The 25,202-nt window shown below is 43.8% G+C and carries 16 protein-coding genes; 6 read left to right on the top strand and 10 right to left on the bottom strand.

Annotated elements, in window-relative coordinates; all coding sequences use genetic code 11:
- Positions 1 to 46 precede the first annotated feature (46 nt).
- The 4 genes from BM739_RS07860 to BM739_RS07875 form a co-directional block, all read right to left on the bottom strand.
- Entirely contained in the window at positions 47 to 784 is a 738-nt protein-coding gene (locus tag BM739_RS07860; protein ID WP_076539339.1) for a fumarate reductase iron-sulfur subunit, read from the bottom strand.
- A complete protein-coding gene (locus tag BM739_RS07865; RefSeq protein WP_076539341.1) occupies positions 784 to 2,775 on the bottom strand; it encodes a fumarate reductase flavoprotein subunit in 1,992 nt (663 codons plus the stop codon). Before BM739_RS07865 ends, BM739_RS07860 begins: the two co-directional genes overlap by 1 nt.
- A gap of 93 nt (positions 2,776 to 2,868) precedes the next feature.
- Positions 2,869 to 3,609 (bottom strand): fumarate reductase cytochrome b subunit, encoded by a 741-nt coding sequence (locus BM739_RS07870; protein ID WP_076539343.1) that lies wholly within the window; start codon positions 3,607 to 3,609, stop codon positions 2,869 to 2,871.
- A 214-nt stretch (positions 3,610 to 3,823) separates the two neighbouring features.
- Complete coding sequence (locus tag BM739_RS07875; protein ID WP_076539346.1) at positions 3,824 to 4,729, bottom strand: LysR family transcriptional regulator; 906 nt, start codon at positions 4,727 to 4,729, stop codon at positions 3,824 to 3,826.
- A gap of 317 nt (positions 4,730 to 5,046) precedes the next feature.
- Between BM739_RS07875 and prmA the strand changes: the two genes are divergently transcribed.
- From prmA to ftsZ, 5 genes are all read left to right on the top strand, one after another.
- Positions 5,047 to 5,928 (top strand): 50S ribosomal protein L11 methyltransferase, encoded by an 882-nt coding sequence (prmA, locus tag BM739_RS07880; RefSeq protein ID WP_076539349.1) that lies wholly within the window; start codon positions 5,047 to 5,049, stop codon positions 5,926 to 5,928.
- Positions 5,929 to 6,101: 173 nt separating this feature from the next.
- Entirely contained in the window at positions 6,102 to 7,070 is a 969-nt protein-coding gene (gene dusB, locus BM739_RS07885; RefSeq protein WP_076539352.1) for a tRNA dihydrouridine synthase DusB, read from the top strand.
- An 18-nt stretch (positions 7,071 to 7,088) separates the two neighbouring features.
- Positions 7,089 to 7,394, top strand: coding sequence for a DNA-binding transcriptional regulator Fis (gene fis, locus BM739_RS07890; protein ID WP_011494902.1), 306 nt, complete (start codon positions 7,089 to 7,091; stop codon positions 7,392 to 7,394).
- A gap of 268 nt (positions 7,395 to 7,662) precedes the next feature.
- Positions 7,663 to 8,670, top strand: a complete 1,008-nt coding sequence (locus tag BM739_RS07895) for a YafY family protein (protein WP_076539354.1) — start codon at positions 7,663 to 7,665, stop codon at positions 8,668 to 8,670.
- A gap of 53 nt (positions 8,671 to 8,723) precedes the next feature.
- Positions 8,724 to 9,881 carry a cell division protein FtsZ gene (ftsZ, locus tag BM739_RS07900; protein WP_076539357.1) on the top strand — a complete coding sequence of 386 codons (1,158 nt, stop codon included), beginning with the start codon at positions 8,724 to 8,726 and terminating at the stop codon, positions 9,879 to 9,881.
- An 89-nt stretch (positions 9,882 to 9,970) separates the two neighbouring features.
- Here the strand turns inward: ftsZ and BM739_RS07905 are convergent, their stop codons facing one another.
- The 4 genes from BM739_RS07905 to BM739_RS07920 all read right to left on the bottom strand — a co-directional run bounded on the left by BM739_RS07905 (position 9,971) and on the right by BM739_RS07920 (position 17,965).
- Positions 9,971 to 13,012: a UvrD-helicase domain-containing protein gene (locus tag BM739_RS07905; protein WP_076539360.1), complete on the bottom strand. Its 3,042-nt coding sequence runs from the start codon at positions 13,010 to 13,012 to the stop codon at positions 9,971 to 9,973.
- Between the two features lie 198 nt (positions 13,013 to 13,210).
- On the bottom strand, positions 13,211 to 15,610 hold the full coding sequence (locus BM739_RS07910) for an ATP-binding protein (RefSeq protein WP_076539363.1): 2,400 nt from the start codon (positions 15,608 to 15,610) through the stop codon (positions 13,211 to 13,213).
- Positions 15,611 to 15,631: 21 nt separating this feature from the next.
- On the bottom strand, positions 15,632 to 16,834 hold the full coding sequence (locus BM739_RS07915; protein WP_076539366.1) for an ABC transporter substrate-binding protein: 1,203 nt from the start codon (positions 16,832 to 16,834) through the stop codon (positions 15,632 to 15,634).
- Between the two features lie 165 nt (positions 16,835 to 16,999).
- Positions 17,000 to 17,965, bottom strand: coding sequence for a LysR family transcriptional regulator (locus BM739_RS07920; RefSeq protein WP_076539369.1), 966 nt, complete (start codon positions 17,963 to 17,965; stop codon positions 17,000 to 17,002).
- A 550-nt stretch (positions 17,966 to 18,515) separates the two neighbouring features.
- Between BM739_RS07920 and BM739_RS20655 the strand changes: the two genes are divergently transcribed.
- Positions 18,516 to 23,492 carry a S8 family serine peptidase gene (locus tag BM739_RS20655; RefSeq protein WP_076539372.1) on the top strand — a complete coding sequence of 1,659 codons (4,977 nt, stop codon included), beginning with the start codon at positions 18,516 to 18,518 and terminating at the stop codon, positions 23,490 to 23,492.
- 121 nt (positions 23,493 to 23,613) lie between these two features.
- Here the strand turns inward: BM739_RS20655 and BM739_RS07930 are convergent, their stop codons facing one another.
- Complete coding sequence (locus BM739_RS07930) at positions 23,614 to 24,411, bottom strand: PepSY domain-containing protein (protein WP_076539375.1); 798 nt, start codon at positions 24,409 to 24,411, stop codon at positions 23,614 to 23,616.
- Entirely contained in the window at positions 24,408 to 25,121 is a 714-nt protein-coding gene (locus BM739_RS07935) for a peptidase (RefSeq protein WP_254843497.1), read from the bottom strand. Before BM739_RS07935 ends, BM739_RS07930 begins: the two co-directional genes overlap by 4 nt.
- Between the last annotated feature and the right edge of the window lie 81 nt (positions 25,122 to 25,202).

Below are 25,202 nucleotides of genomic sequence, written 5' to 3' on the forward strand. Positions count from 1 at the left end.
CGCTTATCTAAACTGATAAGCGGCTTTTTATATTAAGCGGACTAAATTAACAGCTCACTATCGTTTGCGCCATTTTACGGCGTAAATAGGCAATTTGCTGCATGTGGGGTAAGTCTTTAGGGCAAGCATCTTGGCAACCCAGTAAGGTCATACAGCCAAATACGCCATCTTGATTACCTATCACATGATAGAAATCTTCTGCGCTGCGAATATCACGGCTATCCATTTCAAAACGGGCTATTTTCATCATCCCCACAGCGCCTACAAAGCTGTCTTTCATTTGCTTGGTCGCGCACGCTGAGACACACACACCACATTCAACGCAGCGTTCAAGCTCGTACAATTTCGCCGCTTCAGCAGGATCCATTGGGGTTTCTAAGCGATGAATATCAATATCGTTGGCATCAGGTTGCAGCCATAACTGCAGTCGCTCAGCTAGCTCGCGCATGAATTTACCCGTGTTCACTGACAAATCACCAATTAACTCAAAACCCGGTAAAGGCATGAGAGTAATGTTACCGTCAGGGAAGTTAGCCGTTAAGGTACGACAAGCTAAGGTCGGTTTACCGTTAATTACCATAGCGCAGCTACCGCAGATACCTGCGCGGCAGACAAAATCAAATTGTAGCGAAGGATCTTGTTGCTCACGCAGCATATTAAGCGCAATAAATACCGTCATGCCTGGTGCTTCGGTGATCTGGTAACTGACCATTTTTGGCTTATCGCTTGGATCTTGTGGATCGTAACGAAAGATATTAAAACTGATAGTACGTGGGCTGGTCATTAGCTCTTTTCTCCTGACGCCAAAAAGGTGTCACTTAATCTTTCATTACGCGGGCGCAAGCTTTCAGGTAAATCAAATGGCATAACGGCTGCTTGTTTTTCCACGCGGTCTGCATCGTCACCCAGCTCTGCGAGGATTTTTTCAATTTCAACTTCACGGGCAGCGGTATCTGGGTGAGCGATGGCATTGTCGTTACCATAACCACGATAACCTGGCGGCAACTCCATCTTCATCACATCAAGTTGCTCGTAAGTTAGCTTGGGCTCAAGGGCGTTTTCGTCTGGCCAGGTTGATAAAGTGCGGTTGAGCCATTCTTTATCATTACGTTGCGGGTAATCTTCACGAGCATGGGCGCCGCGGCTTTCTGTACGGGCATTGGCGCCGCACGCAACCGTTAAGGCAACCCGCAGCATACGCGGCACACGTAACGCTTCCACCAGCTCAGGGTTCCCATGCCGTTTTTTACATTTAAGGCCAATACTTTTACTGCGAACCAGTAAGTCTTTTAATTCAGCAATGGCTTTTTCAAGCTCTGGTCCATTACGGAAAATACCCACGTAATCCATCATGATGCGCTGCATTTCAAGTTTGATATCAAACACGTTTTCTGTGCCTTTACCAACTAACAAGCCGTCGATTTCTTGCTGCATCTTAGCCATGCTGGCTTCAATTTTGGCCGTATTGACTTCAAGGGTGTTCTTTTCACAAAAATCAGCCACGTACTTACCGATGATCATACCGCCAACCACAGTTTCAGCCAGTGAGTTGCCACCTAAACGGTTAAAGCCATGCATGTCCCAACACGCCGCCTCACCCACGCTAAATAAGCCTGCTAATTGCGGGCTTTCACCCGTTGCGTTAGTACGAATACCGCCCATTGAGTAATGCTGAGTCGGGCGCACTGGGATCCAGTCTTTGGCAGGATCTATGCCTAAGAAGTTTTCACAAATCTCTTTCACTTCTCGCAGGTTGGTTTCAACGTGTTTGCGCCCAAGCAAAGTGATATCAAGCCATAAATGCGGCCCATAAGGGCTATCAACGCCTTTATCTTTACGCATATGTTCAGTCATGCGCCGTGAGACCACATCCCGAGAGGCGAGCTCTTTCTTTTCAGGCTCATAATCTGGCATGAAACGATGACCGTCTTTATCACGCAGTAAGCCGCCATCACCTCGGCAACCTTCAGTGGTTAAGATCCCCACAGGCACAATCGCTGTTGGGTGAAATTGCACCGCTTCCATATTGCCTAATGTGGCAACACCTGTATCTAACGCCAATGCTTGGCCAATGCCTTCACAGATTATGGCATTGGTTGAGACTTCATAAATACGGCCATAGCCGCCTGTTGCAATCGTGGTTGATTTACCAATGTAGGCACGTAATTCACCCGTAATAAGGCAACGGGCAATGACGCCGTGACAACGTTTGCCATCATGAATAAGCGATAAGGCTTCAATGCGTTCATGGACAGGAATGTCCATTTCAATGGCTTTGTTGTCAACGGCATACAGTAGTGAGTGGCCGGTGCCATCGGCGGTATAGCAAGTACGCCATTTTTTAGTCCCGCCAAAGTCACGGGCATTAATTAATCCGTGGGCTTGCTCGGCTTCAGTAATGGTGACCTTTTCGGCGTTCACCACCACTTCACGATCGCCAGCACTAATACGTGACCAAGGCACGCCCCAATTAGCAAGTTCTCGCACCGCTTTAGGTGCGCAATGGGCAAACATGCGCGCCACATCTTGATCGCAGCCCCAGTCAGAACCTTTTACTGTGTCTTGAAAGTGGACGTCTTCATCGTCACCCATGCCTTTAACTGTATTACCAAGGCTGGCTTGCATACCGCCTTGGGCCGCTGCAGAGTGGGAACGTTTGGCAGGTATTAATGACAGCACTACGGTATCTAATCCGCGCTCTTTGGAGGCGATTGCCACACGTAAACCAGCAAGACCGGCGCCGACAACTAATGAATCTGTATAAATAATTTTCACTGGCATTCCTTTAATACGGTATTAGGCTTTGTATTTCTAAGCGATAAACTCAATGGTGCATGACCGCTCACAGTCACTGTTTCACTCAAGTCTTTAGCTCGGTACAAAAGGCGTTACGGGTAACTCTAACGATTGGCCAATAAAGATGTAGGTCAATAAACTTGCGATACCAATAATCATTAAGTAAACCACCATTATTTTGGCAAGCTTAAGCGCGGCCATACGCTTTGTGGTAACGCCCCACTTTACCGCTAGGCGATAGAGCCCAAACATGGCATGCAATACCACAGCAGGTAATAGCAACACATACAGCATCCACACATCTTGGTGGTATACACGCTCAGCCGATAAATGTGGGCCGATTTCGGGATTGGTGATCATGTCAAACAAGTGAACAGGGGCGAGAAAGAACAGTAAAAATCCCGTAATTAACTGCCAAAACCAAATTTTAGTATCTTGGTGAGGCATAATGGTCATTTGACTTCTAAGTGCCCGCCATTGCTTTATTTGTGCAGGAAAGCGGCGTAAGGCAAATACAGCGTGGATTAATACCACTATCAGCATAAATGCCGAAATGAATTTAGTCAGAACAGGAAAGCCATGGCCAGTTTCACTGAACATGCTCCCTTCTAAGAAGTGGCCTACATGATAAAAGGCTTCTTTACTGATCAAAATACTCGACTCAAAATGCAAATGCATAATGATGAATATGCCAAGTAACAGGCCAGTTGCACTTTGAAGCATATCGGCCCGAGCGGCCCATACAGGATGAGAGAATCCGCTGGTCTTTTTTGCTGCAGAGGTTAGCGCTTCAAGAGCGGGTTGATCAGCCATAAATTTGCACGTCCTGTAAATTCAATATGACTTATGACCATATCAAGTTCACAAACGGTAGCAATAACCAAAAACCAGCAAGTGACCCAGATCACCCACCACAAGGTAAGAGTCAGATGCAGATCACACCAACGCAAATCATGAGATGTTAGTAAGCCACAACGCCGTGAGGTAACGATTTGAACTTGAGCTATCAAGCCCTCTAAACATAAGGCTAAATAGCCACAGCTTGTTGTAATTGCTGGCAATGTTGCCGCAATTTATCACGCATTAACAACATGGCAGGGCTCACATGCTGTCGCCCTGCACAAATGAGATTCAACGGCATCGCCTCACTGGTATATCCAACCAATATCTGTTGCAGTCGGCCGCTATTTAAATCATCCACAACATCCAAAGCCGATTTAAATACAATGCCTTGGCCTGATACTGCCCACCGACGAGTGACATCAGCATCATTGCTACTTCGATCACCACTCACCCGTATTTTAAAGCTCTGCTGCTCGTTAATTAACGTCCACAAATCATAATTACGTTCATCAACCTTATAAATTAGACAATTATGTTGCGCTAATTCGGCTGGGCTTTTAGGTTCGCCATGGTGCTGAATATAAGCAGAAGAGGCACATAACACCCGTTGAGTATGACAAATATTAAACGCCACTTGGCTTGAATCAGGCGGCACGCCATAACGTAACGCCATATCAATTTTATCATGCTGAAAATGGCTAAGGTTATCGCCTATATGCAGTTGGATGGTTAAATCTGGATACTGCAGTAGAAAATTGTCTAACCAAGGTAGGAATACATTCCGGCCAAAGTCAGAAGAGACTGAGATATTGAGCTGACCTGAGATTTTACCCTTTTCGGTTAACAAGGCTTGCTGGCCTAATTGCAATTGTGCCAGTGCTTCGCGACAATGGATCAGATAATGCTCACCTTCGGCGGTCAGACGCAAGCTACGAGTGGTGCGAATAAACAGTAGGCTATTTAACTGTTTCTCTAATCGTTTTAATGCAGCACTTGCCGCAGCCGCTGAAATATCTAGCTCAACTGCAGCAGCGGCAATACTGCCGCAATCAGCCACTCGCACAAACAGGTGTAAATCATTTATCTGCATTGTCTGAACCTTAATCTCAGATCTTAATCATTCATTACTAAAATAATTTTGATAACGATACAAGTATTACCCTCTAAATCATCATAATCAATAAGGCTCAAATAAGCTTATTACGGTGAATTAGTCCCGCAATCTAACTATTTCAGATGCGTAAAAGCCAATGCTTCACCACAAATATCAGCCGCTAAATAGTTATCATTTGGCACGTTTTTGCTTTTTGGCCGATAAACCCAAAGGAATATCTGCCACCTCGTTATGGCATCAGCTATAATAGCCGCCAATTCATGTTTAATTTTATTATCAGTTAGGAAAATCCCATGCCTTGGATCCAATTACGAATTCACACTCATCGCGATCATGCAGACATGCTAGGCGACTTATTGATGGATCAAGGTTCTGTGTCTATCACCTACGAAGACGGCCAAGATGAGCCAATTTTCGAGCCTAAACTAGGTGAAACCCCTTTATGGCAAGACACCATATTAATGGCCTTATTTGATGCTGGCACTGATTTAGCACCGACCATTGAGTTATTAGAGTCAGTGCCCTGCTTAGGTAAAGGCTTTAACCATAAAATTGAACAAGTAGAAGACAAAGACTGGGTACGTGAATGGATGGACAGCTTCCACCCCATCAAATTTGGTCAGCGTTTATGGATTTGCCCAAGCTGGCGTGACATCCCTGAGCCAGATGCAGTGAATGTTATCCTTGACCCAGGTCTTGCCTTCGGCACCGGTACTCACCCAACCACCGCATTATGTTTAGAGTGGTTAGACAGCTTAGACTTGTCAGATAAAGAAGTTATCGACTTTGGTTGTGGCTCAGGCATCTTAGCCATTGCAGCATTAAAGCTTGGGGCGAAGAAAGTCACCGGGGTTGATATTGACTATCAAGCCATTGATGCATCGACAGCCAATGCCGAGCGCAACGGTGTTGTCGAGCAGTTGTCACTGTATTTACCCGAAAACCAACCAGAAAATTTACAGGCTGATATCTTAGTCGCTAACATCTTAGCTGGCCCACTGCGCGAGCTTGCCCCATTGATTGCAGAGAAAGTCAAAACAGGTGGTAAGTTAGCCCTTTCAGGCTTACTACAAGAGCAAGCAGAAGAAGTATCACAATTCTACAGCCAATGGTTCATCATGGATGAAGCGGCTCACAAAGAAGACTGGAGCCGCTTGACAGGCACCCGCATATAACGGTAAAGGCAGCGCACCCCGTATGGCAGCTAGTTTTACGCTAAAAGGGGCGCTGACGACTCCACAACTAAAAGTCAAGCAAAAAAGTTATCTTTAGTTCATTTATTGACCTTTTCAGGACGGTAAAAAAGGGCTAATATAGCGCCCCTTTGACGAGCATGGTGAATAACTCAATGCAAATTGGCCCCTATCAACTGAAAAATCAGCTGATCGTGGCACCAATGGCAGGTGTCACCGATCGCGCTTTTCGAAATCTTTGTTTACGTTATGGTGCAGGCCTAGCGGTTTCAGAGATGCTTTCATCTAATCCCGAAGTTTGGGATACCGATAAAAGCCGCCAGCGCATGATGCATTCTGGCGAAGAAGGTATTCGTTCAGTACAAATTGCAGGTGCAGATCCTGATTTAATGGCTGCGGCCGCCCAGTTCAACGTTGAACAAGGCGCTCACATCATTGATATCAATATGGGCTGCCCTGCCAAAAAAGTGAATAAGAAGCTTGCTGGATCAGCATTAATGCAAGATCCCCAGCTGGTAAAAGTAATTTTACAGGCTGTTGTTAGTGCAGTTGATGTACCAGTAACGCTAAAGATTCGCACAGGCTGGCAACCTGAACACCGTAATGGTGTTGAAATTGCTCAAATTGCCGAAGATTGTGGCATTGCCTCCTTAGCCGTTCACGGCCGCACTAGGCAGTGTATGTATAAAGGCTTTGCCGAATACAACACGATTAAAGCAATAAAACAAAATGTCTCAATCCCTGTTGTTGCCAATGGAGATATCGACAGTCCAGAAAAAGCTAAGTTTGTCTTAGACTACACTGGCGCCGATGCTGTAATGGTAGGACGAGGAGCCCAAGGCAGACCGTGGATTTTTAGAGAAATTCACCACTACTTGGAAACAGGTAACAAATTACCGCCAGTTGAGGCGAGCGAGCAACGAGAAATCATGCTCGAACACCTTAACGCTTTGTACGAATTGTACGGCGAGTACAAAGGTGTCCGATTTGCTAGAAAGCATATGGGATGGTACCTAAACCAAGAAGAGCAGCGTCAATTTCGTGCTGACTTCAATAGGCTTGAAACCGCTGAACAGCAATATTCCCTTGTGGAATGTTACTTTGATGAATTAGTTAATTTTTAATATAAAGAGCAGAATAGAATGTTTGATCAGACAACTAACACAGAAGTTCACCAGCTAACCGTAGGTAAGATTGAAACCGCTAACGGTACAATCAAGCCACAATTATTACGTGACGCAGTTAAGCGCGCAGTAACAAACTTCTTCTCTCAGTTAGACGGTCAAGAAGCGTCTGAAGTATATGAAATGGTATTAAGTGAAGTTGAAGCACCTTTACTAGACATCATCATGCAACACACACGTGGCAACCAAACACGTGCAGCGAACATGCTAGGTATTAACCGTGGCACTTTACGCAAAAAATTAAAAAAATACGGCATGAACTAAGAAGTAATTCTTAAGCTGTTGTATTAAAACGGGTTTTTCGGTAACGAAAAGCCCGTTTTTGCTTATATGTACCCTCATATGTGCCCCCGCTGTTTTGTTGCCCCCTTCCTGTATTTGATTCCGCCTTCTTTAAACGCAATTCCCAAACTAAAACTTTAGCTTTTACTAATAGTTAAATATCAGATAATGATACAAAAAATGCTTGGTGCGTCAGATTCTGTCGCAGGGTAGTATTATGCTGATGGCATAAAGAATCGGGAGAACATCGATGCAAATCAATATCCAACGCCAAATTGCCATGCTGGAGAAAATACCCACTCATCCAAGGCGCATTACTGCTAATGACATCACAGCAAGACTGCAAAGCCGTGATTTTGATATTGGATTAAGAACCGTGCAGCGGGAATTAAAAGCCATGTACGACATGGGGCTGTTTGGCATAGTGCTCGATGATCGAAGCAAACCGTTTGGCTGGTCGATTGCCGCCTGTTGGCGCGGTCTTAACTTGACCTTGATGGACAATCACATGGCATTAGCCTTTCACACCCTAAAGCATAGCGCTAGCCAACTGCTGCCTCCCCAAAGCCTTAAGCAGCTAACCCCTTATTTTGAACGTGCCGATCAAATACTTGGTAACGATCCTGATAACCCTTGGCTGTACTGGGCGTGTCGTGTGGCGCAGTTACCAAAACCTTTTCCTTTGATTATTGAGCAGCAAGATCCACAGATATTTGAAGCCGTACAATCGGCTCTGCTTAATAAGCGTCAGATCGCCTGCGAAATAAAACGCCCTATCGAAGGCAAAAGCTATTGGATTGATTACTCGCCCATTAACCCTGAAGGCATAAAGATATCTGATGGCGTCGCGCTGCTAACCTTTACCATTGGTACTGTAGATCCAAGAATTTATGCCAAATCCATCGATTTACTGCGTAATGTGCGATTGCTCGATACCCCCGCCATTACTCGCAGTGATGCTGAGCTTGCTGCTAGAAAAAACAACCATAAATCAGAGCTTATTGACATTGAATTGCTGTTTTCTGCATCAGCAAACTTCATCATGCGCAACGCCAAATTAAGTGACAATCAAACAGTTGAGCAATTACAAGATAAACGCTATCTGGTTAAGGCTAGCGTTAAAGACACCTCAGGATTAAGATCATTACTGTGGAGCATGGCTGACAATGTCGAAGTGTTAGCTCCGGCCAAATTAAGAGCCCATTTCACTCGATTGATTAACAAGGTCAATGCGCGTTACCAAAATGCTGCGTCTTAGGCTGTCGCATCCTTAAGTTACCCTGCTTAGCATAACTTCAAGGAGATGAATCGATGTTTGACTTAGTGACGCAAAACTCCCCATCACCTCGCATTGCCGTTTTCGGTGTGGGAGGCTGTGGCTGCAATACCATCAATCAACTTAGCCAATCGCCACTCAATGACAATGTACAGTTGATCGCCGTTAATACCGATGCGCAATCACTGCAGGCGGCGCGATCTAGCACTCGATTACAAATTGGCATTGAAGCCACCAAAGGATTAGGTGCGGGCGCTAAGCCTGAAAAAGGTCAAGCCGCTGCGCAGGAGTCTGAAGCGCAGATAAAAGAGCTTATTGAACTCGCTGATATTATTTTTATTACTGGCGGCATGGGCGGCGGCACGGGCACTGGCGCCATTCCGTTTATGGCTTCAGTCGCCGCAGCGCTTAATAAACCGTTAATTGCCGTGGTTACCACCCCGTTCAGTTTTGAGGGGCAGCAAAGAAACCGCCTGGCCAATGAAGGCGTCGATGAATTAATGCAGCACGCCAATGCTGTGATCGTGTTACCTAACGACAAACTGGCTAAAACTCTGGATAAAAAAGTCAGCCTAGTTAACGCCTTTTTTGAAAGTAACCGTATTTTGCAAGATGTATTACTGGGGTTAACCACCACCATTAGCCAATCAGGTTTGATCAATATCGATCTCAACGATTTCATTGCGGTGGTCAGTCACCATGGGCGAGCCGCTATGGGCGTTGCTAAACAAATGCCAGGTGAAGAGTTACAACTAACGATTAATAGCGCCCTTAAAAATCCATTACTGGCAGACGTTGAGCTGACTCATGCCAAAGGGGCGATAGTCAGTGTGATGGCCTCTGAAAATATTGAGCTCAGCCAATATAATATGATTGGCGAAACCCTGCTGCAGCAACTCGACCCTAGCGCATTGGTGATTATTGGATTAACCATAGTCCCTGAGCTAGATTGCGAGCTGGAATTGATGGTGATTGCCACCGGTATTCACGCCGCTACAGACTCAGCAGCAATCATTATGGATGATGTTAAAGCGCCGCCTTCAACAGACCGTTTTGCATCGCTAGAGCTGCTTAATCTGCATGACTTTCTAAAAGAAAAGTCCGCAGGCAGTAACGATGATAGTCATTGCTTAGCTGAGCTCGATGTCCCTACCTATACCCGTAACTTAAATCAAAAAACAGCCATGCAGTAATATCCAAACAGCGCTGGGTTGAGCAGCTTCTGAGATCTGGCGTTATATCTTTGACGTAACGCCAGATCGCATCCATCCCTTCAGCCAGCCTAGCTAGGCAATACCAACTTGGCTTTATCCACGGCATGGGTGCAACTTGGCCTGCTGTTAGGGTTGAGCTTGTTGCCGTTATAGTTGTTACTTGGGCTATGACTACCACGATAATTTTTACAGCCCCAGAATTCACCTCGAGCGCTTTTTCTTAGCACCATATCAGCGCCGCAAACGCTGCATAGCGGCGTGGTATGGGCGCATTGCTCATTAAGGCAGACTTTAAAACCATCAAAGCGTTTACGGGTCATTGGGCTAGCACAACGCTCGCACCCTGCTTCTTTGTGGTCGCACAAAGGAAAGTGGCAACAAGAATAGAATGATTTAAAGTTACCAGTTCTTTGCTTTAACACCCCAGTGGTGCAGCGAACACAGTTAATATCTGCAAACAGCCTTTGCACTATAGAGGTGGTAAATTCAGCTTGCTCGATGGCATAACCATCTTGAATAAGCTCTGTGACAAACGGGCTGACATCGGTCATATCGGCCAGCACATAGGCGCGGTGTTTGGCGCGAGTTAACGCCACATAAAATAACCGCCGCTCTTCAGCAAACTTAAAGTCTTCTGCTTTCGCTAAAAAGGCATCTAACAACGGCGGGGTGATTTTATTTGATGGAAAGCCATGCTGGCCGGTTTTCATCCCCATTATGACCACATAGTCAGCCTCTTTACCTTTGGAACCATGAAAGGACTGACACTCAATGGTTATATTGGGATATTGCAGATTCAGTTGTCTTAGGGCATTGCTATCTGGCAGCTGAAACCAAAAGCGAGCCAGTAAGTACACTATCGGTTGCTTTGCGCCAGCTTTCAGCTTATTGACCCTAGTACTAATCGCCGACAATGCTTGCGCTAACGCATTAGGGCTTGGGTTGTCAGCTGTGGCGGCTTCATGTTCGCCGCGCTTAATCACTGACACAGCAGGTTTGGTCACAACCTCGTTGGAGCGAATCTGTTTTTTAAGCTGCGCCGGATTTTGAGTGACAAACTGGGTAGCAACATCGCCAATGCTGCTATTAAATCGAAATGTTTGGTCAAGATAGCTTGTCGCCGCTGCGCCAAAGTAGTCACTAAAATGGGTCGTTAGGCTGACATCTGCGCCACTAAAACGATAAATAGCCTGCCAGTCATCGCCAACACCAAACAGTGACGCTGTGGTTTTACTCTGTGGTGGGTAAGCCTGTGTTAGCGCTTTAACTAAACGGGCTCTAGGCTCGGAGATATCTTGAAATTCATCCACCATAATATAACGCCACGGGCTGATAAATTGCCCTGTTTGTATATAGTTAAGCGCCTTGGCAATCATGTCTTCAAAGTCGATATCGCCATTTGCAGCTAACTGCCGTTGGTAAGCGGTTAATATGGGCTGGAGTAATTCAAATGCCTTACGGCTTTGTTTGGGATCAGTCGCTTGATTAAATAGCTTGTCTAGGGCTTTATTATCAAGGCAAGCCGCTTTGTATAAACCAATAAGCTGACTAAATAATTTGGCTAATTCAGTCACCCGCCCAAGCTCATTAAGGGTTGCAAGTATCGCGTCATCGGGCAGCGGCGCATATTGCAGTTCAAATATCGTTAACGCCTGTTCCAATTCAGCCGTTAATTGGCCCTTTTTATGCTGATAGTAAAATAGCTCGATACAGGCAGTACCATGCTGCTGATGTAATTCACGTTTCCACTGTATCGACTCAAGATAGGCCTGATTATCAATATAGCTGGCGGTATTATTAACCTCATCAATGCCATAATATTCAATATAAACATCATATTCTGGCAGGTAAAAATCTGGCTGGTACTGGCGAAAATCAACGCTGCTAACATCATGCTCATACTTGGCTTCATAGCAATATTCAATGCCGCTTCTAAATAGCCAGTTGGCAATATACAGCTCGCCGAAACTCTTAACCCGCTCGCCTTTAAGCGTGCGAATATCGTTGTCAGTTAAGTATTGGAAATACTCGCCTTCGGATTCAAACTCAAATGGGCTTCTTTCCACATAATAATATTGGCTAAAGAACTCAAACAGCCGTTTGCGGTAAGCCTCCTCTTTAAGCAAGCTATCAAGCTTGAGTTGCAACCATTTCTCTTTGGCTTGGTCATCTTCTGCCAATGGTGACAAACTGGGCTGCTTGCCTTCCACTGCTGCAATAATCCTTAAACCAAGGCTGTGAAAGGTGCTGGCTTTGATATCATCAGTGCCGAGCTTTTGTTTAATACGGGCATCCATTTCGTCAGCGGCTTTGCGGCCATAGGCCAGTAATAAAATATCCGCTGCTTGGGCTTGGCCGCTGGCAACTAAATAGCCTGCACGCCCCACCATGACACTGGTTTTACCGGTGCCAGCCCCTGCCAGTAATAAATTATTATCGTCATCAATAACGCATGCGCGGCGCTGTTTATCGGTTAATGGCTGTGATTCAACATTATCAAAAAAGTCGCCATATTTGATTAATTGCCCGTCAACATAAGCCGCTCGGATTTGCGCTATCTTGGCGTTATTCCAATGGTAAAAGCCAGATAGCTTCACTAGCGCAGCTTTAAGCTTGACCGATAACTGCGCCGATTTACACCATGGAAACCAGCGGCGATATTCACGTTTAATCCGAGGCTGCATTTGCCTAAGCAGCGACTGACGTAAATACTTATTGGCTAAGGTATGCTCAATGCGGGCGATTAACTCACACAGCTGCTGCTCATGAGCTTGCGCCCAATATTGTTCAATCTCTTGTTTGAATTTAGCGTTAGAAAAGTAGCCTAGAAATGGCACTTGATAAGACTGCCCTTGGGTTTGAAATCTAAGCAAATTGCCTAAAAAGCTTGGGGTCAACTCAGCTGGCGCGGCCAGTTGCTGCCAAGTAAATTGTTGCAGCTGAGGCACTGTTTTGGCTGTAAACCACTGCCTAAATAAATGACCTTGATGAGCACGAAATTCAATGCCGCTAGCCGATAATTTAATGGCATCAACAGCTCCTAAATACAGGCGACCAAACCAACTATGCTTGATCGTTTTTTCTGAATTTTTACATTTTTCTGGTAACAATTTACAACCTACGACTTAATGGCTTGTTGCAGCAAACTACGGATATTTTGGCGTCACTATAGCTTAATCTTAGCCACCAAAGCATGATCTTTATCTGCTAATGTTTTAGCGATGGGTAATTGAGTTACCCCTGTTGGGGTAAATGAGATATACAGGTGTTTTTGTAAGCAGGCATGCGGGCTATCGCTATGAGCAAACTCAAAAGAGAGCGATTAAGATCTCGTCTAATTTAGAGCTATGAATGGGTTTAGTGACCACATCAGTACAACCCATGCTGATCATATCGATACGAGTTTGCTCAAACGCATCTGCGGTACAACCAATAATGATTGGCTCATTGACCAAGTTTAACGCTTTTATTGCCTTAGTCGCAGCAATGCCGTCCATCACCGGCATATGATTATCCATGACAACCAAGTCAAAGTGTGTCGCTTGCACTTTATCGACACCGATTTGGCCGTTTTCAGCGACCTCACAATCAAAGCCGCGTTTGTTGAGAAACATCTTCATCACTTTTACATTGATTTTATTGTCTTCGACAATAAGCACCTTTAAACCTGTGCCATCAAACATCGAGCTATGATGACGGGTAACCTCTTGAGGTTTGGCATCTAATTTAATCGGTATGCTCACTTTAAACTGGCTACCTACGCCCAGCTCACTATTGAGCTCTATGCTTCCCCCCATAGCATTCACCAGCTCAGCGATAATCGTCAGCCCCAGCCCAGTACCGCCAAAGCGACGGGTGGTATCGGCTTCAGCTTGAGAAAATGCCTGAAAAACATAATCTTGCTTATCTTTATCAATGCCAATACCGCTATCAGAGACAAGTATTTCTAATAAGGGTTGTGAGGCATTATTAATGACGTTAATTGACGCGGCAATATGGCCTTTGGGGGTAAACTTCCACGCATTATTGAGCAAGTTTTGGAGTATTTGTTGAACGCGGATCTTATCGGCGATACAAACTCCATCTTGCTCGCCAGTCGACTCAAAACTAAATGCCAAACCTTTTTCATCGCACAAGGCTTTATAAATCGGTTCAACTTCAGACTTGAGTTCGTTGATGGTAAAACGGGTTAAATTTAAGGTTAATTTTCCGGCTTCAATTTTTGAAAAATCCAAAATATCATTGAGCACAGATAGCATGTGCTTTCCTGAGCGTAATAAGGTATTAACCATCTCTTCTTGTTCAACATTAAGAGAAGTGTCTTTAATTAGCTCAGTCATACCTAACACGCCATTCATTGGGGTGCGAAGCTCATGGCTCATTGACGCTAAAAACTGCGACTTTGAAATATTTGCGGCATCGGCTTTTTTTGCTGTGAGTTTTAACGAGTCTTCTAATTCTTTGCGCTCAGAAATATCCCGCTCTACTGCCATAAAACCTTCTAACTCGCCAGTATCATCATATAAAGGGCCAATTTGTACTTCTAACCAATAAGCTTTGTTGCTCTTGGCGTAGTTAATGATCTCAAAAGTACCAAAGCCTCTATTTTTTATTAGCTCGCCGATTTTAGCCGCGGTGACAGGGCTAGTCTTTGGCCCTTGCAGTAAACCAGCGGGTTTCTTGCCCAGCACTTCATGTTTTTTATAGCCGGTCATCTCCTCAAAGGCGCTATTAACCCAGATTATTTTGATATTAGGATCGGTAAATACCACCGCATCTCGCATGTATTTGACTACCCGCGCCAGTCGCGTTGATTCAGCCTCTTTATTTTTTAAATTTTCCGCCTGTTGCTCAAGTAATTGTTGTGAGCGAGCTAATGACTGAAAGGGGGATACTAAGATTTTACGACCCAAAAAATACAAGAGTAGAATGGTCATACAGGTAGCAAGTAGCATTCTCAGAAATAAGCTTTGTAAGAAGTCTGACTCTATTTTTTCGATAAATTGTGGCGATGATGCATACAGAAGATAAATATCAAATTGGGGGATCATTTTCGCTTGAGTCTGCCAGCCATCATGGGGAGACATAGCCCAGTTAAACCTGTCTTGTCTGATCCCAAACCAATGATTTTTATCTGCAATTAATCGACCGATTAACTGCGAGTCATTTAACTGGATAATATAAGCAGTCAAACCCTCAGCTAATGCGTTATATCGTATCGGCTCAGTGATTAATAAGTAATCTTTGCCACGCTCGTTAAAAAAGACATAGTTGTTATCATGAAGAATTGACTCATCATTAATCCCTTCAACTAGGTAATGTCTTAGCGGCTCTCCAAGTTCAAATTCAAGATAAATGCCCTCGCCTGCAAAGTCATACAGGTTCACAAAAGTATCTACATCATGTGGTTTTATCAGTGATAGTTGGTCATGTAAGGTATTTTTATCATCAACACCTTCTAGCGTCGCGCTGATAACATCAGGGTAAGTGGATATTTTATTAACATCCCTTTCATAGGCGCCGATGAACTCGGTAACGTATTGCTCAATTGCAGAAAATTTACCTTTTAAATTCTCTTCATTGATGAGTTTTGCAGTTTCTGCGGCTTGATTGGACACAAAAATATAACTGGACACCATAAAGGTAATGGCCCCCAACAAAATAAACAGCGAAAATAAATGCATTCCATTTTTTTTATCAAACCACATAATCAATCCGACGCCTTAGGCTTACTGCTCAATCAATTTAACCGCATTCTTATCATCGTATATCGCCATACATAAATCGTTTTCATCTAGCGCCTCATGGGCATCTGGGGCGCTAAGGCTAAATACACTAAAGGGTGTCTGATATTGTTTTATTAATCCGTCAACCGGCGCTGAAATCGACTCCAACGCCTGCTTCATTGCGATGCGGTTAGTGACTATATTGTCAGTAAAGCCGACATTATTGGCGGCTGCGATAAAAATTTTACCGAGATCATAACCATGAACAAAGCCTGTCGGCGATTTGATATTTTTATCCACAAACTGCTCTGGGAACATGGCTTTAGCATCATTAAAAACCTGCTGATTAAAATCAGTTTCCTCTGAGCTATAAAAATTAAAGCATGATTGAATGAAGTGTAAATTGGCTTTATTGCGGATCTCAAATGGCACTACAGTGGCAAAATTCCCACCGGTAATCCCCCAGTGACTGTATATTGAAATATCCAACCCCAGCTCAGCCACAGCGGTTACGATTAACGCCCCTTCTGTGGCCCCTGCTACCATAAATAAGCAATCAACTTGTTCTTTTTTGGCGGTTGCTAATAACAATCTTGCTTGCGCTGGGTTTATCCCCCAAGCAAACCAAGTTTCCCCGACGCCTGTCATGCCATAAGCTTCAAGGGCAGAAGTCATACTGCGATAATTGGATTTACCCCAAGCGGTATTTTCGAGCATCATGTGTGGTTTTTTACATTGTTTTTGCATCGCAAAATCAACTAAATGCTTGCCAACTTTTTTATCATCTACCGAAAGCCGAAAAACAAAATTATCTTTTGAGGGGTATCGAGTTATAGGTCCACCAGCAGCCCAAGGGACAAGGGTTAGCAATTGTGACTCATTAATAAAATCTCGATATTTTATTAATGGCGGTGAATGCAGCCCGCCTATAAATACTATCCCGTTTGGATCTTTCAAAAAGCGGTCCATATTCTTTTTGCTTCTGCCGACATTACCTCGATGATCTAAGCTGACAAACTCCACAGCAAGGCCACCAAGCTTATTATCGGCCTGGTCAAATGCGACTTTAAAACCCTGCTCAATTGCTAACGACGATTCAATATGACCCGTTCTATCGGCATCAAAGTAAACTTTTAATAACTTAGGGGAGGCGAGTATCTCGAGGGAATAGCTAAATAATAGCAGCAAAAATACAATTTTAAGCATACTGACAATCCTTGGTTGGCATGCGGCAATTTTAATCAAGCATCTTAGTTATAGTCTAACCTCAGAAAATAACCATATAAATTACAATGCTATTTGCGCCAGAAAGCAGTAATGCCAAGCCAAGATTAGTGTAGATGCTCGTTAGGTTTGCCCTACTTTTCAGCCCTACGCAATTTGCATATCTAAGTTTTCAGGCTCATTAACTGAGTCCTTAACTGACGTCTTAACTGAGTTAGCTCGCTGCACAATAAACTCGCTAAATACCTTAATCGATTGGCTTTGACGGTTTTCTGCTAGGCTAACAATACTGAATTTAGCATTCAGTTTCGGCATCAACTGCGGGCTAAGCTGCACCAAGGTGCCCGCTAATAATTCATCACGTACTGCGATTTCTGGAGTTAGCACCACTAAATCTGAATGGAAAATAGCATCTTTAATGGCATGAAGCTGATCAAAACGAATTAAACCGGCAAAATCATCTCTTTGTAATTGAAATAAGTCTTCAAATTGATGGGCGATGGTAATGGGCAATTTCACTGGGATCGCCAAAGGATAATCTCTAAATGTCGCCAGATATAATCTCGGCAACTGAGTAAGTGGGTGATCTGGACGGCAACAAAATATCACCGGAAATGGTGGCAACGCTTGTAAGTGAAGTAATGGGTTATCTTCAAGCTCAGTCACTTTAGCTTCCGCGACAAACAAATCCAACTTTCCTTGAAGTAACTGCTCTGTTAATGATTGCCAATGATCCACTTTTAAATCAATGGTCATTTTCGGACAAGCTTGAATAAACTGCCCCAATATAGGGCCCACTAAACAGTTTGACGGAATAGGACTGGCGCCAATGCTAATTTCATGCTCATTTTCACCATGAAAGCTGGCGATATCGCGTTTTAGTTTATCGTGCTGTTTTACAATGTTTTGGCAATGAGCCAATACCATTTCCCCCAAAGGGGTTATCGTCATATTTTTAGAGTCGCGCTGAAATAACTTACCGCCAACTAATAACTCGATTTTTTGTAAGCTTTTGGATAGTGATGGCTGAGTAATATTTAACTCTGTGGCAGCTTTATTAAAGTGTTTTAATTCAGCCAATACAACAAAGTATTTAATGTGACGTAATTCCATATCAATCCTACTTATATTTAATCTGAATTATTTCAATTAATATTTTTCGTGCTAATATTTATAAAACAATTTATAAGAAATTATTTATAAAAAATATTTATCAAATAACATAAAACACTGACTATTACGCCAACGGATAAAATAAATTATTATCTCTAGCGACAAAGATACTTAACCCTAATTAACAATAAAAATGTACCATTGTTATTATTTCATTAGCAAAGCTAAGGGCAATAGTTCAATTAGCCTAATAATCACAACAATCCCCCAGTAGTGACTGTTTCACTTTGTATCACCATAGGCGCCAAGTAAACTCAATCCACTCCATTTAATCTCTTATATAGCTGATATTTTTATCTAATAAAAATCAAACCACTGTTTTTTAAGATTATTAATTTTGCAGCTTGATCGCTACCCTGCATCGTTTTTCACAAAAACTATCAGTTGATTCACAAAATGCATTGGCCGCTAACGCAAATACACGTTAAATATCTATGTGACAAATTTGTTAAAAAATTTGCATTCATAAATAATAACGGAAGAGACGACAATGAAACTGAACAAAGTTCATATAATGACCCTCGCGGCCATTTATGCGGGTGCAGCGGGAGCAAGTGCTGACAGCGCCAATGCTGATGGTGCATACTCGGCTAATATTAAGCCTATAGTCATTACCGATGCGATTAAGCAATATAACGACAATAAAAATAAAGATCGTTTATCTGGAGAGCAAGTAACACAAACTCGAAATAGTAACGGACGTAACGTTCATCGTGCTATTTCAAGTGTTGATCAAAAAGTTCCCTTTGTTTATGAAGACGATATTGAAGGTGAGCAAACTTATATTATTCAGCTATCTGACAAGCCAGTTTCATTATATCAAGGCGGTGTTGCTGGATTAAATGCGACGACTCCTCGAGCCAGTAAAATCCCGGCGGCATTAAGCCCGCAATTACACGATAAAGTTGATGTAAATAGTGTAGATGTCCAATCATATCGTAGCTACCTTAGCGAAAAACAAGCGAGTGTAAACTCGCAAATCACCAGCTTAGTGGGTAACACTAAAACCATCGCTAACTATCAACTTGCCTTTAACGGTATGTCGATGCGCATGAGCCAAGATCAAGCTGCTCGCGTTGCCGAATTATCTGGTGTTGTCAGTGTGACCCGCGAAATCATCTACCAATTACAAACAGATGTTGGCCCGCAGCATATTGGCGCGGACAAGTTTTGGACTGGCGAAGTCACTGGTGAAGAATTTACCGGTAAAGGCATTGTTGTTGGTGTACTCGATACAGGGATTAACTCTGACCATGAATCGTTTGCAGCACAAGGCGATGATGGCTACGTACACCAACTGCCAGCACGATATGATGGTTACATCGGTGATTGTGAGCTAGAAGAGTTTGCCAGCATGTGTAATGACAAGCTTATTGGTGTGCGCTCTTACCCGGCGATTACCGACTCTTATAGCGATGAAAGTTTTCAACCTGATAAAGGTTGGTGGGAAATCGAAGGCCCATTAAGACCTGCTAATGGCGAAGATTACAACGGCCATGGTTCTCATACTGCTTCTACTGCTGCGGGTAACGTGATTTTAGATAGTACCTATATGGTACCTGATGTTGGTGTAACCAGTGACGGCAAACCAACGGACTTAATGTTACCGCGCATTTCAGGTGTCGCGCCACACGCTAACGTAATTATGTACCAAGTGTGTCACCCAGGTGATGGCAGCTTTAATAATTATACTGGTTGTCCAGGATCTGCATTACTTGCAGGTATTGAAGATGCAGTCGCCGATGGCGTTGATGTCATTAACTACTCAATTGGTACGGCTTATGGTGCTTTCCCATGGGAAGACCCAATGGAAATGGCCTTTTTAGCCGCTCGTGAAGCTGGTATTTCGGTTGCGGCATCGGCTGGTAACTCGTTTGACCCTTCACTTGCTTCAGAGCGTCGCGGCGCAATTGACCATCTTTCACCTTGGTTAACCTCTGTTGCTGCAGCAACCCATTCTCGCGAGTTTAGTGTTGAAGGTAAAATGCTGACTGGCGCCACTGGCGGCGAGCAAGAATTACCTGAAATCGTCGGTGGTGGTATTAGTGAATCATACACAGGCCCTGTGGTACAAGCTGTGGATTACGGCTGGGAATACGAAAAGTGTAATGACACTTTCCCTGAAGGTTTTTTTGATAATTCTCCTGAAGGTATTCCCTACGACACTGCGCCGATTGTAGTGTGTAAGCGTGGTGATATTGCCCGCGTACAAAAAGCCATTAACGTTGCCGCTGGCGGCGCTGGCGGTTTTATCTTACGTAACGCCAGCTCTACAGAATCGGTTAATAACGATCCATACGTGATCCCAGGGATTCACCTGCCGTACAGTGGTTATTATGGTGATGCTTCAACCAACTGGTTTGGTCTTTCAACTTGGTTATCAAATGGCAGCGATCATCAGTTAACCATTACTGCTTCAAATGTCGTGACCAGTGAGCGTGTCCCTAATGCGTTAGCGGATTTCTCATCTCGTGGTCATAACTATGATAACCCTGAAGTTATGTCACCAAACCTTACCGCGCCAGGTGTCGATATCTATGCCGCTTGGGCTGATGATATGCCGTTTTCTGGTGTAGGTGTACCTGGTGACTACAACACCATTAGTGGTACTTCAATGGCAGCACCTCATGTTGCAGGCGCAATGGCATTATTAAAGCAAGCGCAACCAAGTTGGACTCCAGCACAAATTCAGTCAGCATTAATGATGACGGCGAATTTAGATGACGTGACTCGCACGGTTGAAACCTACCCCTTTGTTGATTTAGAGCCAGCAGGCTTTAGCGATGCAGGTAGTGGTGTGATTAACGTTGCTCGCGCATTTAAAGCGGGTTTAATCATGGATGAAACCGGTGACAATTACCGCGCTGCTAACCCTAAAAATGGCGGCACAGTTAACACCCTAAACGTGCCATATTTTTACAATGAAAGCTGTAGCGGCACTTGTACCATGATGCGTACATTCACAGCTACTGCAGATGGCAGCTGGACGGTTGATGCAGAGACATTAGCAATGGACGGCGCTGACATGTTGTCACTTGAAGTGTCACCTAAGACATTTAGTCTTAGCAAAGGTGAAACTCAGGCCATCATGCTGACCGCTACAGTGTTAGAAGTTCAAGCACCGGGTGCAGATTCATCATCTCTACGCTTACTGGGTGATGTGACTATTACCCCTGCAAGCACGGATATGCCACTGCAACATTTACCGGTTAGCATTCGCTACAGTGGTACCAGTATGCCTGAAAATGTGGTGGGCAATATCCACCGTCAACAAGGTCATATTTTAACCCCTGAAATCACCACTGAAGAAATACAAACCTTTAATAGCCGTGTAAATGGTTTAGTTAAAGCGGAACTTTTTGATGTGCAAATGCAGCGCAGTGATGTGCGCGATTTAGACAATACCGCGCAATCACGTATTGATGATGGTCAAGTGGTTAACTTCTTTGAAGTGCCAGAAGGCACTAAGCGTATCGTGTGGGAAGTAGTAAAAGCCGACTATAACGCTTACGCATCGCTAGATATTGGTATGGATGTCAATAACGATGGTGAAATCCAGTGGAATGAAGAAGCCATTTGTTACTCACGCATTGATAACAACGATTACTGTGCCATCAATAATCCAACCCCAGGAACCTACTGGGCTTATGGTTCTAACTATAAGTATGAGTGGGAAGATGAAGCTAACCTTGCTGACAACATGACCTTCGCTTTAGCTGTTATCGGTGATCAAGATGATGCTAACCTAACCGCTGTTGGTCCAGATTCATCAAATGGCATGGACCCTTACCGCGTACAGTTAAACTACGATTTAGCTGATGCAGTAGAAGGCGATGTTTATTATGGTTATGTGGGAATTGGTAGCGACAGCTATAACGATGATAACTTAGGTTATATCCCGGTACAGCTTATTCATGACGGCAGCGATACCGAAATTGAAGCAAGCCATACTAGCGCCAAAGCTGGCGATATCGTTGACTTTGAAGTCAGTCTTGCGCCTAACTTGTTAGGTGGTGAGCGTCAGTTAACCTTAAGTACTGAACTTGCTTCAGGCTTCCAGTTAATTGAAGACAGCGTTCAGGTTTCTGGCTTACCGCAATACACAGAAGACATGACAATTGATGGCAATACCATTGCATTTAACACTCTGCAACCTTCGTCATTAGATACCCCACGTCACTATGTGTATAGCACTAGCTTAGAAGATGCGACGTGTCGCATTCCTGCACAAATGCAGGGCGCGAGTGACACCTTTGTAGATGTACCAAGTGAGTTTGGTTTCTCTGATTTAGGTATTACTGGCTATTCTAATCAGTATTTGAGTATTCCAATGTCGGCTAACGGCTTACCTCATGTACCTTTATATGGTGCAGAGCAAGAGATGCTGCATGACTTACTTGAAATCTCACCATTTGGTTATGTGAAATTTGACGAAATGCCAGATTTCTATAACTTCCATTATGAGTTCAACGATGCATTCCAAAGCTTCCCAGACACTATGGTTGCGCCATTGTGGCGTGGTGATGTGATGATGCCTGACGCGGTATGGCGTGATGATATTGGCGCAGTAACTAACCTAGTGTATGGTGCTGTGGTTGATGATTATTATGTGTTCCAGTGGAAAGGTGGTGCAGAAATTAACAACCGCTTTACCGGTAACCGTAACCCAGATGCATCTGCTTACTTTGATGTTGAAACCATTATTTCAACTAAGTTAGATTTTGCCCCTGGTGCCCATGAAATCATGTTTGGTTATCAAGCGCTGCAAACGGCTAACGGTCATTTTGGTTCAATTGGTCTACATGGTTACTATGGTGAGCGTGGTACTTATGGTCCTGTGGACGGTTGGTACAATGACGGCTTTGCTTATAATGATGTCGATGACAAAGTGGCGGAAGGCATACTGGTTTGTGCTGACTATCAAGGCCCTGAAAGCTCAGCCTTAACAGTTAGTTTCTCTGCTCGAGTATCAGCAACTGCAGTCGGAATGGATAATGCGGTAACGGTTAGCAGTCAATACGCTGATTCAGAGTTAGTGACGGTATCCCATACGGTTTCATCACCAAGTAATATTCAAGTTGCAGGTTTTGCAGACCAAATGATTGAAGAGAATAGCTCTCTTACAATGGATGTGGTTTATGCGGACCAAAAAGGCACTGTGAATGGCATTATGGTGGCAGGTGATAACATCACAGCAGTAGTTGAAGGTGATAGCTTCACTATTACCCCTGATGCTGATTGGTTTGGTGACACTACTGTATCTGTAACTGTGCATGATATGGCTTACCCGTCTGATCAAGCGTCAACCAGCTTTAAACTAACGGTTAGCTCTGATGGCGTAGAGCCTGTAGCGCCAGCACCTGAAGCCCCTATCGTTGAAGAGAAAAAATCAAGCGGTGGTAGCTTAGGCTTCTTAGCATTAGGTGTACTAGGTTTATTCGCCGGTCGTCGCCGTAAGCTTCACTAATATTAAGCTTCACAATTATATAGGCATGTTAAGCAAACAATACCTATGAGAAAGGCCCTCAGATGAGGGCCTTCTTTTTAGTTTGATTTTATTATAAACCATGAAATAACTACACTTAAACTTAGCTTTTAACCTTTAAGCGCCGCGTTAATTTATAACGCTTATTCACCAAGTTCTCTCCCACCCAATACAAACCTGACAGTGATAACAACAAGCTCATTAAGCCAAAAAACCAACTGAAAGGATTATTAAAACTGCCTTGATGTAAGTAATCCATAAAGTGCAGTTTAAACATTAAATCAGCCAAATCAGTGTCGCTATTTTTATGGCCCACTAGCTGGCCATTAATGGCATTAATGTATATTCGCGTCTCAAGATCATCATCCATGTTAATTTGCCACAAGGGATTACATTGTTTAGGCCACTCACTGATCGGCGGCTTAAGTTTATTGACGCTAATAACACTGCCGGGCCCCATATAACTGTCGCTGGCTAACCTAGTTGCTAATGATGGCTCAATATTCATCACTTCACCGCTATAGGCATTGATAAGCGTTTGCTGCTGACACGCATGTTTATAACGCATTGTTGTTTTAGTCAGTAAATACACTGGATTGCTGTCCAATGAAATGAGTGCTAATTGCTGTTGATTTGGATAATCTGCCAGCACTTGCTTAGCTGATATTAGATCTGCAGCACTGAAATTAAAGTCTTTATGGGCAGCTTGATGACTATATGCCATGCCTTTTAACGCTTCATGCGGGGTGATATTAAAATAAATCCCTGTGCCTAGCCAAATCAATAATTGCAGGCTAACTAACGCGCCCATCCAATAATGCCAGACTCGAACCCAGCGCTGTAACCGCTTGGTTTTCTTATCTGGGGTTTTACGTATTCTAGCGCTTGATTTAGCACTCATTTCACATACCTCTTTCGGCGCTGCCACACCAATATCAGCCCGGAGAAAGTGGCAATAAATGAGCCTATTGCAGTGTAAAACAGTAATGGGTTATCAATAGCTTCACCGTGGTCATAATCCATAATGTGCCACTTCCAAAACAAATCAAATAGCCGCCAATAGTTATGCCTGTAAGTCACCACTTCGCCAGTTTGAGCAGATATATATAAACTGCTAGCGCCAACATCATCAAAATCTGCTCGCCATACCGGCAAGTGCCTTGAAGCTAATTCTTCTGGAGCATTAGCCTCGATATAACTGAGTGATATTAAGCTTGTAGCGGGAATCGATACTTGGTGCAAAACCGCTATTTGGCGCGCTTGCTGCGCAGTAATTAGCCCAAGGCGCTCACCTGAACTGGCATCAAGCAGCACTTTTTTATCGGCAAGTGTAAGTTGATAAACCGCTTTATTGAGCAGCGGTTTTAGCAGGACTTGCTGCGCCAGTGGATAATCTTGATAGAGCTGATTAATTGGATAGCGCAACTGCTGCAAATCGATGCTAGCTGCTTGAGCGCTGACATGATCGCTGCGGATAAAACCGATATCCATAAGCACAAAGTAGCTACCAGTTACAGTCCAGATAACAATGGGAGTAGCCAATAGCAGCATTAGCCAGCGGTGCAGAAAATGGGCCGAAAAGACTTTTTTAACAGATGGAGCTGAAGCCACTATATTACCCACCCTTACTATTATGATTATTGTTTTATTGAGATCAGGTAACGCTAAATTAGCCCAAAGTCATTTAGTTTA

It is taken from the genome of Shewanella sp. UCD-KL21, assembly GCF_001957135.1.
In the GTDB taxonomy this organism is placed as follows: Bacteria; Pseudomonadota; Gammaproteobacteria; order Enterobacterales; family Shewanellaceae; genus Shewanella.